Consider the following 12,686-nt stretch of genomic DNA (forward strand, 5'->3'; position numbering starts at 1 on the left):
GATGTAAGACTCGGGCGAACGAAATCTGCCCCAATGGCTACGAGACGCTTAGTAGCGAAGAAGATTTCAAACGAAAGGAGCTGAGAGTCCGGTGCTCAGGCGGGCCCAATTCACCTTAGCGGACAGCCACTGCCGGGCTGGCCGCCCTTTGGCGTTACTGCGCAGAGTCGAGCAAAGCTTGTGCTTGGCTGAGCACCTGCAGTGACTGAGCGTGATCCCCGGCTTTATGGAGCTGCTCTCCCTCGGCTCGCAGTTCTTTTACCTTTTCCAGCATTGCCGGGTCGCTTGGCGGGTTGTTCTCCAGTTGCTTGTCGATCTTGGCCATGTCCATTGGGCAATGCATTGCCCAGACAGGTGCAGAAACAGCGACTGCTGCGATGAACGCGATTATGCGGTGCATGATCCGTCTCCAGTTAGGGGGCAATCGTGAGTATAGAAGCCGCCTGAAAGTCGGAAGATTTTTCGATATACGGTTGGGAATCGCCCAAATCGTGGTGTTGCGATAGTTATCGTACAACTGCTGGGCTATGATACGCACCAGTCCGCTTGATAGAGATCGAAGTGTCCATGGAAAACCAGATCGCCCAGCCACGAGTTCGCCGTAAGCACCGCAGCCTTGCCCAGGAATTGGTCACCGAGCTGTCGCAGCAGATCCGCGACGGGGTGATCAAGCGTGGCGACAAGCTGCCGACCGAGTCAGCGATCATGCAGGCCCAGGGCGTCAGCAGGACGGTCGTCCGGGAGGCGATCTCACGCCTACAGGCGTCTGGTCTGGTTGAAACGCGCCACGGGATTGGGACCTTCGTGCTTGATACACCAAGCACAACCGGGTTGCGTATCGACCCGGCCACCATTGGCACGTTGCGTGACGTGCTGTCGATCCTCGAGTTGCGTATCAGCTTGGAGGTCGAATCCGCAGGCTTGGCCGCGTTGCGTCGGACATCGGAGCAGCTGGCAGCGATGCGGGAGTTTCTGGATTCGCTGCAGCGCAGTACAGCGCTTTCCAGTGAAGCCGCCGTGTCGGATTTTCAGTTCCATCTGCAAATTGCCGAGGCAACGGGCAACCGCTATTTCACGGACATCATGAATCACCTGGGCACGGCAATTATCCCCCGCAGCCGGCTGAACTCGGCACGCCTGGCGCATGATGACCAGCCGCACTACCAACAGCGCCTGGGGCGTGAACATGAGCAGATATACGACGCGATTGCCCGTCAGGACGCAGATTCAGCTCGTGCTGCTATGCGCCTGCACCTGACCAACAGTCGTGAGCGTCTCCGCCAGGCGCACGAAGAGGCTGAGACCGACAAGGTCAACTGAGCGACTCTCCAAGCCCAAGCTGGGCTCCGCCAGGCTCGGCCCATCACTACCGGGCCGCTCCCAGCATTGTCAGGCATTCCACAGGCTATACGCGCTGACTGCCACGGGTTCGCCGATCACTTCTTGCGATACGCCAGAAGCACAACACCACCTACCACGATGAAGCCGCCCACTATCTGCAGAGGCTCCATCAACTGGCCTAGTACCAGCCAGCCAAGCAACATGCCCGCGACTGGCTCCATGTTCATGACTGGCGCGTTGCGAGCGATGTTCAGTCGCGGCATGCAGATGAATAGCGTGGAGAAGGCCGCGCCATAGAGAAGCACCAGGCAAGCCAACGCGATCCAACCGATTGTCGCACTGGGAAGGCCCAGCCCACCCGGTATGAGGCCGCTTGCACCAAGCAGAGCGGACGCGCCGAACACCAGCACCAACGTCAGCATGCTTCGTACCGAACCTGCCATGCTTGATAGCTTATGTTCGGTGATCCACAGCGCCAGCGCGAATACACCGGCGGCGGTTAAGCTGAAAACAATACCTGCTACCCACTGACCGTCAGGCGCCTCGCTAGTCATCAGACGTGCGGGCACATCGAGCACCAGGATCAGGCCGACCAGAATCACGCCCATGATGGCGACTGCATGTCGTGTCGGTCTCGGGCCGCCGAGTCCCCAGGTAAGTAGTGCAAGCAGGATGGGCGAGAGATTGACCACCAGCAGCGCCAGAGCAACAGGAATACGCGCTACAGCCGAATAGATGCAGAAGCTCTGAACAGTGATCAGCAGTCCCAGAAGAATCTGCCAGCGCCAGGTCGCGCCGCTCAAACGCAGTGACTCTCTCCTCCAGAACACCAACGCAGCCAATGCCAGCAGCGTGACACCGGCGCGGCAAAGCATGGCCAGCAGCAGGCCAGTGTCGTGATCAAAGGCAATACGCGCAGCGATATGGTTGGCTGCGAACGAGCAGGCCAAGGTTGCCAGGATCAGTACAGCAATGTGACGTGGAAAGGGTGCGGCATTTTGCATCGAGTCAATCCTGTCCTAGGCAACAGCAATCTGTTCGGTCGCCCTTCGAAGTAGGCGAGGGCGCTCATTCGTCGTTTTGTTGGGTTGATCGTTCACCGGCATCCAAAGAAAAACGCCGCCCGAGTGGGCGGCGTCCTCGTTCATTCTTGCAACCGTCAGAGCACCAGGTTGGGCAGCCAGAGGGAGATAGCAGGAATGTAGGTAACCGCCAGCAGTACCGTGAACAGTGCGAGGTAGAACGGCAGCAGTGCTTTCACCGTGTTCTCGATGGTGACCTTGCCGATCGCAGCACCAACGAAGAGCACCGCGCCTACCGGTGGCGTGATCAGCCCAATGCCGAGGTTCACAAGCATGATCATGCCGAAGTGCACGGGGTCTACGCCAATGTCAGTAATAACAGGCATCAGGATAGGCGTAAGGATCAAGATCAGCGGAGCCATGTCCATCAGTGTGCCCAGCGCCAGCAGCATCATGTTGATGCACATGAGGATCACGTAGCGGTTGTCTGACAGTGTCAGGAACAGCGTGGTGATCTTCGACGGTATCTGCATCAACGTCATGATGTAGCCGAAGCTTGCTGCGAAGGCGATCAGGATCATCACCACCGACAGCGTCCGAACGGTGCGGTGCAACAGCTTCGGCAGCTCGCGCCATTTGTAGTCACGGTAGATGAACATGGTCACGAAGAAGGCCCATACCACCGCGATGGACGCCGATTCGGTGGCCGTGAACACCCCCGAGAGAATGCCGCCCAGGATGATCACCATGGTCATCAGGCCCCAGAGCGCTTCGACACATATCTTCAATGCCTGCTTGAGCGGAACGACCTCGCCTTTGGGGTAATTGCGTACCCGAGCAAAGATCAGGCACATGGTCATCATCACGGCGCTGAGCAGCAGGCCAGGGCCGATACCGGCGATGAACAGCGAAGAGATCGAGACCGTACCGCCAGCCGCCAGGGAGTACAGAACCGAGTTATGGCTTGGCGGTGTCAACAGTGCCTGGACCGAGCCGCTGACCGTAACGGCGGTAGAAAACTCGCGAGGGTAACCCTTCTTTTCCATCTCCGGGATCAGCACCGAGCCTACCGACGCGGTGTCCGCCAGGGACGAGCCGGAAATCGCGCCGAAAAAGGTCGACGCCATGATGTTAACCAGGGAAAGGCCGCCTCGCACAAAGCCGACCAGCACCGCAGCGAACGCCACAAGCCGCCGCGACATTCCGCCTTCGGCCATGATCGCACCGGCCAATACGAAGAATGGAATCGCCAGCAAGGAGAACTTGTTAACGCCACCAGCGACCTGGATCATCACCGCATCAAAGGGGATGTCGATCCACCAGGCGCCAATCAGCGCCGAAAGGCCCAATGCGTACGCCACAGGCATCCGCAGGAGAAAGAGTACGGCAAAGCTGCCGAGTAGAATCAGCGCGTCCATTTACGCAGCCTCCTTGCTGTCTTCGACCAGCTCGTAGTTGACCGCACGCCGGTGGCTCTGGTCGCCGAAGACAATGCGTTCGATGACAAACAACAGCGTAATCGCGCCGCCGATTGGGATTGGAGAGTAGGTGATGCCGACACGAAGGGACGGCAGCGTGCTCATGAACTGATTCCAGGTCGCAATGCACAACTTGATGCCCCAGATCGTCATGAACAGGCAGATGATTCCCATTAGGACCTGCACCAGCAGTTCGACATGGCGGTGAAGCGATGGAGGGAGGCGGTCGGTGAACATGGTCACCGCCATATGTGCGCCGGCTCGATAGCTGGCCGCGGCACCGAGAAAAGTGAAGATCACCATCAGCAGTATCGCTACAGGCTCAGGCCAGCCGCCACCAGAGCCCAGCACGTATCGCGCGAATATCCCCCATGGGATGATCATGGACATGACCACGATAGCCAGGCCCGCAACCCATACACAGGTCGTGTAGATCGCGTCGTTGACGCGCAGCAGCGTGTTTTTCATCAGACTTCACCACAGGCGCGGCGGCGAGCGATGCTCGACGCCGCGTGTTTTTCGGAGGAAACGATTTACTGAACGGCTTCGATGCGCTTGATCAGCTCGGCGTATGGCGCGCCGTACTTATCGCGAACCGAGGCGGTCGCTTCGTAGAAGGGCTTCTTGTCGACTTCGATGAAGGTGACGCCTTCTTCCTTGAGCTTGGCTTCGCTGCTCGCAGTCTTCTCATCCCACAGCCTGCGCTCTTCCATCTGCGCTTCCTTTGCATACTTCTTGACGATGTCCTGCTGCTCTGGGGTGAGCTTGTTCCAGGTCGTCTTGGACATCACGATCGGCTCTGGAAGGATCAAGTGACCCGTCAGTGAATAGTTCTTCGCGGCGCGGAAGTGGTTGTGTTCGAGCATGGTGGGTGGATTGTTTTCAGCACCATCGACCACACCGGTCTGCAGGGCGCTGAAGATTTCGCCCGTGTCCATTGCAACACCCTGTGCACCCATGGCGTTCAGGGTATCGATGAACAACGGGTTACCCATCACGCGGATCTTCATGCCCTTGAGATCGTCAAGGTTACGCACGGGCTCTTTGGTGTAGAGGTTGCGAACGCCGCCATCCATCCAAGCCAGGCCGACCATGTTGAAATCCGAATTGGTGATCTTGTCCAGGATTTCCTGGCCGATCTCACCGTCGATCACTTTGCGCATGTGTTCGTGGTCGCGGAACACGAAGGGCATGTTGAAGGCGTTGACGTCCGGTACGACCGGGCCGAGCGTGCCAAGGCTGACACGGGTCATCTGCACCGCGCCGAGCTGAACCTGCTCGACGACTTCTTTCTCGGAACCCAGCACGCCGCCCGAGAACATGCGGAACTTGAGCTCGCCGTCGGTGGCTTCTTCGATCTTCTTGCCCATGTTTTCCTGAGCCACAACGGTCGGATAACCGGCCGGGTGGATCTCGGCGATCTTAAGCGTCATATCCGCATAGGCGGTGCCAGACAGGCAAAAGGCGAGGGGAAGTGCAGCGATTAGCAACTTGCGTTTGAAGTTCATGTGAGTCTCCGTCTTGTTTTTGTTGGTATGCAGCGTTGCAAGCGTCAGGGCAGGGGAACTGCGTGCCTGTCCCTGGTGGTAAAGCGTTAGCGGAAGCGGGGCTCCTCCAGGCCGGTGACGCCAGGTAGCAGGGCGAACACGCCACCCGCCAATGGCTGATCGGAAAGATCTCCGCCTGGGCGAATGGATGTGACGAAAAGGGTATCCAGGCCGGAACCACCAAAGGCGCACATGGCTGGCTTCTTCACGGGTACCGGCAGTGATCGATCGAGGCGTCCATCGGGGGTGAAACGATGGATGAGGCCGGCATCGTTGCCGCAGATCCAGTAGCAGCCATCGACATCCACCGCTGCGCCGTCGGGCCGGCCGGGATGCTGGTTCATGTCGACGAACAGGCGACGATTGCTCGGCGTGCCACTGTCGATGTCGTAATCGAAAGCCCAGATGCTTTGTACGCTAGGGTGCGAGTCGGAAAGGTACATCGTACGTCCGTCAGGGCTGAATCCCAGCCCGTTGGGCACGATGAAAGCCTGCAAATAAGCGTCGAGCGACTCGCTGGCAGCCAATCCGTCGACTCGGTACAGCGCGCCGGCTGAAGTGCCAGCGGCCATGTCCATGACCATGGTGCCGGCCCAAAAGCGACCCTGACGATCGCACCGTCCGTCATTGAATCGCATGTTGTCGACACCATGCTTAACCCCTGCGAGGCGAGTAGCCCGGAGCGTGCCGTCGTCCTGCGGGACGACATCGAAGATGCCGTCTTCCATGCCGGCAACCCAGCGATTCTCGTCGCCTTCGCGGCGGGCGATACAGGCAATCATCTGTTCACCGGTCCAGCGCGTCACGGAAGCATCCGAGGCCTTCCAGCGCAGCAGCTGCCTGTTGGGGATGTCTACCCAATAGAGTGCCTGCTCCGAGGGCACCCAAACCGGGCTTTCCCCCGTTGCGTTTTGTGCATCGACTATCAGTTCTGCTGGATGTGCCATTGCGATTCTCTTGTTGTTTTTCGCGGCCTGGCGGGATCAGTCGTCGAACGGGCCTGCTTCGCAGAAGGCGCCGCCCTGGTAGATCAGGGCTGGATCATTGGGTGCATAGGGCGGCTGCTGTTCGATTTTTTCGCGGAACACTTCTGAAGTGTCCTGAGGTTCGAAACCCAGGTGCGCAGCCATGTGGTTGTCCCACCACAGATCACGATTGGCTGAGGCGCCGTAGACAACGGTGTGCTTTACGTCCGGGGTAAACAGCGAGCGCTCGATCAGGGAGCTGAGGTCGCGATAGCTCAGGTAGGTAGACATCATCCGGCGATTGAGCGGCTCGGGGAACGAAGAGCCAATGCGGATGCTTACGGTTTCGATGCCATAGCGATCGTAATAGAAGCTGGCCATGTCCTCACCGTAGGATTTGGACAACCCGTAATAGCTGTCCGGGCGGCGCGGGGCGCTGGCATCGATGGTTTCGGTCTGCTTGTGAAAGCCGATTACATGGTTCGAGCTGGCAAAAACCACCCGCTTGATACCATGCTTGCGTGCCGCTTCGTAGATATGAAATACGCCGCGAATGTTGGCTTCGAGAATTTCTTCGAAGGGGCGCTCCACTGACACGCCACCGAAGTGGGCAATGGCATCGACGCCGTCGCATAGGGCATGTACAGCGGCCTTGTCAGCAAGATTGCACTGCACCACTTCTTCGTGCTCGCCGGCTGCGGGTTCCATGGGGGCGATATCGGAGAGGCGGATGATCTTGGCGTAGGGGCGAAGCATTTCACGTAGTACCTTGCCCAATCCCCCCGCAGCGCCTGTCAGCAGGAGGCGGTTGAAGGGTGTGGGAGCGGTGGTCGTGCTTGTCATAGGGGTCTGCCCGTCGCTTATTGTTTTTTGATGTCATCGGTTGTCGGATGACTTGAGCCGATTATTTCTGTTGATCTTCATTTTTGTCAACCGTCCGGCGGATCTAAATGATTCGCCGACTTTCCGTCCCGTAATGCTTCCAGAAACACGCCCCAACCCCTGAAAGCCACGTTTAGGCTGGTTTTTTGGGAGTGTTTAGGCTCTTGAAACGTCACGCTAACGGGCGAGCAGAGGCAATGACATACCACTAAAGTCGACTACTGCATGAATGCGACGGCACATCGGAGATGACGTTAGAACATCTGAAAGTTGTATGACGAGTCACCAAGCGTGGCGCTTCGGCTACGGCAAGCTGAGCGAGGCTGGCAGATCGAACCTCTCACCGCCGCGCTGTGGCTGGTCACACCGCGTCGACTACACCTTTGGACAGACCGATCCGGACCGGCGTGAACGGCCGAACAGCCGAACAGCCAGTTACAGGCTAGCTAAGCTGCAAATCGGTACGCGCGGCTTGAACCAAAGACCGCGCCCTCAGGCACGGTCTCGATACGTCCGCCACAGCTCTCAGCTCGTTAGTGCGTGATAGCCACAGATGGCTCAGGTCTCCTGCAGCCTGGCTGTAGCACCCTTGCGGGTACGCAGCGCGCCGAACAGGTGCCAGGCCACCGAAGCGAGCGCCAGAAGCAAGAACGTGGCTGAAATCGGGTTAGTGATAAAGCCCATGAAGCTCCCGTCGGACAACATCAAACCACGCCGCAGATTTGTTTCAGCCATTGGCCCGAGAATGAAACCGATGATGAAGGGGGCTGCCGGCATGCCACCCTTGACGAAGCCGTAGCCGATCAAGCCGAACAGCAAAATGGTCCAGACGTCGAATACCCGACTGCTCAGACCGAATGCACCCACTACGCAAAGCACCAGGATGATCGGCAGCAGGATGTGCTTGGGCACAGCCAGCAGCTTGATGAAAATGCGCAGGCCATAGAACTCCAATACCAGCATCATCACTGAGGCGAGGATCAGTGCTGCGAAGATGGTGTACACCAATGCACCTTGGCTAATGAACAGCAGCGGGCCCGGCTGGATTCCATGGATCATGAAGCCGCCAAGGAGGATCGCGGTCACGGTGTCGCCCGGAATGCCAAGCGTCATCAGCGGGATCATGGCGCTGCCGATGCCCGCGTTGTTGGCGGTCTCGCTGGCTACCACACCGTCTACGGCACCCTTACCGAACTGCTCGGGATGCTTGGACCGTTTCTTGGCGATGATGTAGGACACGATGTTGGAGGTGCCAGCGCCGATGCCCGGCAGAATGCCAATGCCTGTTCCGATCAACGCGGAGCGAAAGGCGTTGGGGATCTGCCCGAAAAACTCTTTGAGCGAGAAACCGAAGCCTTTCACGCCCTTCATGCTGACCGAGGCGATCTTGCTCTTATGTGCCGCTCTGCCGGTCTCGGCAATCTTGATCACTTCCGCCACAGCGAACATGCCGATCATCACCGTCAACATCGCAAAGCCGCCGTTGAGGTTCGGCGAATCGAATGTGAAGCGGCGGATCGCATCGACCGGGGCGATGCCGACCGTTGAAAACGCAAATCCTAGCGTGCCGGCGTAGATGCCTTTGAGCAGCGAGCCGGTGGACAGCGTGGCGATCAGGGTCAGGGAGAAGATCGCAATGGAGAAATATTCGTGGGGCCCGAAGCGCAGAGCGATCTTCGCCAGCGACGGTGCAATGGACATCAGCGCGACGATGCTGAAGATGGTGCCAAGAAATGAAAACACCACACCCACGCCCAGCGCCTTCAAGCCTTCGCCTTTCTCCATCATCGGCGCACCGTCGAAGGTTGTGGCGATCGAGGCGGGCGTTCCGGGGATCTTCAGCAAGATGGCCGAGATCAGCCCGCCGGATGTCGCACCGATGAATAGCGCTACCAACAAAGACAGACCCGCAGCCGGTCCCATGGTGTAGGTCAGCGGCAGGCACAAGGCGATGGCCATTGTCGCCGAGAGCCCGGGAACCGCACCGAAGACGATGCCAACCGCTACGCCAATCGTGATCAGGATGAAAATGTACGGCGAGAAAACAGCACCAAAGCCGGCCTGCAGTAGTTCGAACATGGCCGCCTCCTAGATTTTCAAAACGCCGGTCGGGAGCATCAGATCGAAGCCCTGCCGGAAGAGGTAGAAGATGGCCGCAGAGGTCACGACGGCGATGATGATGTAACTGATGTGGTTGACCTTCTGCTCGCGCGGCGTGATGACGATGAACTGCGCGTACAGATAGAGCACGGTCATGATCAGGAAGCCGACCTGTTGCAGCAGCGCCACATAGACGGCAATCAGCGCCAGCGTCTTGAACACCGTTGGATAGTCCGGTGGCGTTGCTGCAGCAGACGGGTCGGCATCCGCATCGGGATCAGCTGGAGGCTGGGTTGCTTTCCTGGCGGCCAACAACTGCAACACGCCGAGCAGGCACAGACCAACGGCGAGTACGTAGGGAACCGTGGAAGCGTCGATAAAACCTTTGCGCGGAAGATTGATCGTCAGGAACAGGTAGAACAGGCCGGCACCCAGCATCAGGGCTCCGACCAGTAACTCCTTTCTCTTGTAGGTATGCATGGGACAGCTCTCGATTCAGAGGGAAGGCTGCCGGACGCAGCGGCTGCGCCCGGCATCGTGCCGCGGGCGTTACTTGCTCTGACGCAATTCGTCCTTGTACTTCATGAAGTCTTCGCGGGTGTTCGTCAGGCGGTCGATGGACTGGTTGGTATCGAAATAGCTGACCGGTTGTTTGAAGGTCTTGCGCAGCTCCTCCTCGTATTCAGGCATCTCGGTGATCTGCTTTACGATGCCTGACATCTTCTCGATGATCGCCGGATCAGTGCCGTCCGGGAACGCCACGATGTAGGGCTTCTCCATGACGAAGTCGACGCCTTGCTCTTTGAAGGTGGGGACGTCGCCTAGCAACGGGTTGCGCTCCTCGTTGGGCTGACCCAGGGCAACCATTTGCCCGCTGGTAACGTAATCCTGGACCGAGCCGTAACTGATGGCGGCCAGGTCGATTCGGTCGCCCAGCAGGGCAACGACTTTTTCGGACACCGTGCCCGCATCGACCATTTTCAGCTTGGTGTCGGTCATGCCTTCAAACATCAGGCCCTGGAGGTGAGAGTAGCTGCCCATCTCGGTGCCATAGGTAACGCTGCTCGGCTCGGCTTTGGATTTGGAGATCAGGTCTTCCAGAGACTTCAGGCCCGAGCTCTTCGATGCGACGAATACGGTGCCCTTGTCTACACCGGCAATGCAGCAGATGTCGAAGGCGTCCAGGCTGTCTTCGGTCAGTCCGGCGACTTCGTTGACGATCATCTGCCCGGTATGGGTGAACAGAATGGTATTGCCATCGGGATCGGCCTGCTTGACCTGCTCGGCTGCGAGGGTGCCGCCACCGCCCGCCACGTTGGTGATGACCATCGGCTCGCCGGTGATCTTGGTGAAGTACTTGGCCATGGTGCGGGCGTTGAAGTCGGTATCTCCGCCTGCGTTAGCAATGACGACGACTTGTACCGGGCGAGTGGGCCATTCGGTTTCAGCAGCGAACGCACTACTGACAGCAGTAGCGAGAAGGGCGGAAACAAGGGAGGCGCTGAGTGCTTTTTTCATTGTATGTCTCTCCGGTGGTTGGGGTTGCGGCGCTTGGTTTCGCTTTCTAGTGGTTCTCTTCTATTACTTTTGTTGACGGCCCACGCTGGGTTGTTTGGGATCGTATTTCCAGCCAGGGATCAGGTATTGCATGGCCATAGCATCGTCACGGGCACCAGTGGCGACCCCGTTGTAAAGCTCATGCGCGGCCATGATCCGATCCATATCCGGTTCGATGCCAAGGCCAGGCTTCTCCGGAACCTGAACCGCACCGCCGACAATCTGCAACGGCTCGCGAGTCAGTCGCTCCTGGCCTTCCTGCCAGATCCAGTGAGTGTCGATCGCAGTGATGTTGCCCGGCGCTGCGGCGGCTGCGTGGGTGAACATCGCCAGTGAGACGTCGAAGTGATTGTTCGAATGCGAACCCCAGGTCAGACCGAACTGCTCGCACATCTGAGCGAGCCGCACCGAGCCTTGCATGGTCCAGAAATGCGGATCCGCCAAGGGGATGTCGACCGCTTCGAGGCGCAGCGAATGTCCCATCTGACGCCAGTCGGTCGCGACCATGTTGGTTGCGGTGGGTATGCCCGTTGCCCGCTTGAACTCGGCCATGATCTCGCGACCGGAGTAACCGTTTTCCGGCCCGCACGGATCTTCGGCATAGGAAAGGATATGGCCCTGGCCTTTGCATAACTCGATGGCTTCGGCCAGCGACCAGGCCCCATTGGGATCAAGCGTCACGCGCGCGTCAGGGAAGCGCGACTTGATGCCGGCAATCGCCTGCATCTCTTCGCTACCCCTCATGACACCGCCCTTGAGCTTGAAATCCTTGAAGCCATAGCGCGCCGTGGCAGCCTCGGCCAGCCGGACGATCGAGGCCGGGGTAACGGCTTCCTGGTGACGAATGTGATACCAGTCATCAGGCGCGCCGCTTCCGGCCAGGTAGGGCAGGTCAGTACGGGTGCGATCACCTATATAGAAGAGATAAGCCAGCATTGGCACGCTGTCGCGCTGCTGGCCGCTGCCGAGCAGTTCCGCCACCGGCACATCCAGATGCTGGCCGAGCAGGTCGAGGAGGGCGGCTTCGACTGCGGTAATGACATTATCCAGGCGAAGGTTGATCTCATGCGGTTGCTTGAGTACGGCAGCTTCGGCTTCAGAAGTGACTTCGTGCTGTGTAGCCTGGGGACCGGTGGCCGAGCCGCTGGCAATTCCGCGACGCAATGCGTTCAGAATCCCGTTGTATCGGCCGATGGGCTGGCCAATGACCAGGCCTTTGGTTCGTTCCAGGGCTTTGCGAATGCCCTCGCCACCCGGCACCTCGCCGATCCCGGTGCGACCCGCGCTGTCCTTGAGGATCACCAGATTGCGAGTGAAGTAGGGCGCGTGCGCACCGCACAGGTTCAATAGCATGCTGTCGTAACCCGCGACCGGGATGACTTGCATCTCCTTGACCACTGGCGTTGCTGTTTGTGTGTCTTGCATCTGCTGTCTCGCTCCTGATTGTTTTTGTGAGCTGATTTAGCGGGCAACGCTACGGGCGTAAGGGGTTCGCCAGAATCTTGTGCTGTCGGTCACGCCTGTCAGTCGGGACGTTCAATGAAGGGCTGGTTTGGTTTCCGTACTGCCGCTTGCCGCTGTCATGGCCAGACGTGATGACGCAGCGGAGCAAAGCCATCGCCGCGGCTGAATCCAAACGGCAGGGCTGAGAGAGGCAGGGCAGGGGCCCTGTGAAAGGCGAAGTCGCGGATAGACTCATGGCTTTTCGGCTCTGGTTGTTTTAGATGTCATATGTTGTCGTATGACTTGATGGGATTTTTAACAGTGGATTTCTCGGTTGTCAAATCGGTGAAA

General features: G+C 58.6%; 12 protein-coding genes. 1 reads left to right on the top strand and 11 read right to left on the bottom strand.

Features of this window, described 5'->3' with window-relative positions:
* Positions 1 to 154: 154 nt before the first annotated feature.
* Positions 155 to 400 (bottom strand): hypothetical protein, encoded by a 246-nt coding sequence (locus tag JQR87_RS09850; protein ID WP_407290612.1) that lies wholly within the window; start codon positions 398 to 400, stop codon positions 155 to 157.
* Between the two features lie 167 nt (positions 401 to 567).
* On the opposite strand from JQR87_RS09850, the gene JQR87_RS09855 reads away from it, so the two are divergent.
* Positions 568 to 1,320, top strand: coding sequence for a FadR/GntR family transcriptional regulator (locus JQR87_RS09855; RefSeq protein ID WP_407290611.1), 753 nt, complete (start codon positions 568 to 570; stop codon positions 1,318 to 1,320).
* Positions 1,321 to 1,436: 116 nt separating this feature from the next.
* Here the strand turns inward: JQR87_RS09855 and JQR87_RS09860 are convergent, their stop codons facing one another.
* The 10 genes from JQR87_RS09860 to JQR87_RS09905 form a co-directional block, all read right to left on the bottom strand.
* Positions 1,437 to 2,345: an EamA family transporter gene (locus JQR87_RS09860; protein ID WP_407290610.1), complete on the bottom strand. Its 909-nt coding sequence runs from the start codon at positions 2,343 to 2,345 to the stop codon at positions 1,437 to 1,439.
* 155 nt (positions 2,346 to 2,500) lie between these two features.
* A complete protein-coding gene (locus tag JQR87_RS09865) occupies positions 2,501 to 3,781 on the bottom strand; it encodes a TRAP transporter large permease (RefSeq protein WP_407297628.1) in 1,281 nt (426 codons plus the stop codon).
* Positions 3,782 to 4,309, bottom strand: a complete 528-nt coding sequence (locus tag JQR87_RS09870) for a TRAP transporter small permease (protein ID WP_407297626.1) — start codon at positions 4,307 to 4,309, stop codon at positions 3,782 to 3,784.
* A gap of 65 nt (positions 4,310 to 4,374) precedes the next feature.
* The gene (locus tag JQR87_RS09875; RefSeq protein ID WP_407297624.1) at positions 4,375 to 5,349 is read right to left on the bottom strand and encodes a TRAP transporter substrate-binding protein; all 975 of its coding nucleotides are present in this window, start codon (positions 5,347 to 5,349) and stop codon (positions 4,375 to 4,377) included.
* An 86-nt stretch (positions 5,350 to 5,435) separates the two neighbouring features.
* Positions 5,436 to 6,335: an SMP-30/gluconolactonase/LRE family protein gene (locus tag JQR87_RS09880; protein WP_407297623.1), complete on the bottom strand. Its 900-nt coding sequence runs from the start codon at positions 6,333 to 6,335 to the stop codon at positions 5,436 to 5,438.
* A gap of 36 nt (positions 6,336 to 6,371) precedes the next feature.
* Positions 6,372 to 7,196 (bottom strand): NAD-dependent epimerase/dehydratase family protein, encoded by an 825-nt coding sequence (locus JQR87_RS09885; protein WP_407297621.1) that lies wholly within the window; start codon positions 7,194 to 7,196, stop codon positions 6,372 to 6,374.
* Positions 7,197 to 7,793: 597 nt separating this feature from the next.
* Positions 7,794 to 9,314: a tripartite tricarboxylate transporter permease gene (locus JQR87_RS09890; protein ID WP_407297619.1), complete on the bottom strand. Its 1,521-nt coding sequence runs from the start codon at positions 9,312 to 9,314 to the stop codon at positions 7,794 to 7,796.
* A gap of 9 nt (positions 9,315 to 9,323) precedes the next feature.
* The gene (locus JQR87_RS09895) at positions 9,324 to 9,773 is read right to left on the bottom strand and encodes a tripartite tricarboxylate transporter TctB family protein (RefSeq protein WP_407297617.1); all 450 of its coding nucleotides are present in this window, start codon (positions 9,771 to 9,773) and stop codon (positions 9,324 to 9,326) included.
* A gap of 111 nt (positions 9,774 to 9,884) precedes the next feature.
* Positions 9,885 to 10,853 (bottom strand): Bug family tripartite tricarboxylate transporter substrate binding protein, encoded by a 969-nt coding sequence (locus JQR87_RS09900; RefSeq protein ID WP_407297615.1) that lies wholly within the window; start codon positions 10,851 to 10,853, stop codon positions 9,885 to 9,887.
* Between the two features lie 63 nt (positions 10,854 to 10,916).
* Entirely contained in the window at positions 10,917 to 12,317 is a 1,401-nt protein-coding gene (locus JQR87_RS09905) for an enolase C-terminal domain-like protein (RefSeq protein ID WP_407297613.1), read from the bottom strand.
* Positions 12,318 to 12,686 lie beyond the last annotated feature (369 nt).

The sequence above is a fragment of the Stutzerimonas stutzeri genome (genome assembly GCF_051028275.1).
Lineage (GTDB): Bacteria > Pseudomonadota > Gammaproteobacteria > Pseudomonadales > Pseudomonadaceae > Stutzerimonas > Stutzerimonas stutzeri_AS.

Excerpts from the sequence above, each read along its gene's own strand:
- JQR87_RS09850 (WP_407290612.1), bottom strand. The coding sequence starts at position 400 with ATGCACCGCATAATCGCGTTCATCGCAGCAGTCGCTGTTTCTGCACCT.
- JQR87_RS09855 (WP_407290611.1), top strand. The coding sequence starts at position 568 with ATGGAAAACCAGATCGCCCAGCCACGAGTTCGCCGTAAGCACCGCAGC.
- JQR87_RS09860 (WP_407290610.1), bottom strand. The coding sequence starts at position 2,345 with ATGCAAAATGCCGCACCCTTTCCACGTCACATTGCTGTACTGATCCTG.
- JQR87_RS09865 (WP_407297628.1), bottom strand. The coding sequence starts at position 3,781 with ATGGACGCGCTGATTCTACTCGGCAGCTTTGCCGTACTCTTTCTCCTG.
- JQR87_RS09870 (WP_407297626.1), bottom strand. The coding sequence starts at position 4,309 with ATGAAAAACACGCTGCTGCGCGTCAACGACGCGATCTACACGACCTGT.
- JQR87_RS09875 (WP_407297624.1), bottom strand. The coding sequence starts at position 5,349 with ATGAACTTCAAACGCAAGTTGCTAATCGCTGCACTTCCCCTCGCCTTT.
- JQR87_RS09880 (WP_407297623.1), bottom strand. The coding sequence starts at position 6,335 with ATGGCACATCCAGCAGAACTGATAGTCGATGCACAAAACGCAACGGGG.
- JQR87_RS09885 (WP_407297621.1), bottom strand. The coding sequence starts at position 7,196 with ATGACAAGCACGACCACCGCTCCCACACCCTTCAACCGCCTCCTGCTG.
- JQR87_RS09890 (WP_407297619.1), bottom strand. The coding sequence starts at position 9,314 with ATGTTCGAACTACTGCAGGCCGGCTTTGGTGCTGTTTTCTCGCCGTAC.
- JQR87_RS09895 (WP_407297617.1), bottom strand. The coding sequence starts at position 9,773 with ATGCTGGGTGCCGGCCTGTTCTACCTGTTCCTGACGATCAATCTTCCG.
- JQR87_RS09900 (WP_407297615.1), bottom strand. The coding sequence starts at position 10,853 with ATGAAAAAAGCACTCAGCGCCTCCCTTGTTTCCGCCCTTCTCGCTACT.
- JQR87_RS09905 (WP_407297613.1), bottom strand. The coding sequence starts at position 12,317 with ATGCAAGACACACAAACAGCAACGCCAGTGGTCAAGGAGATGCAAGTC.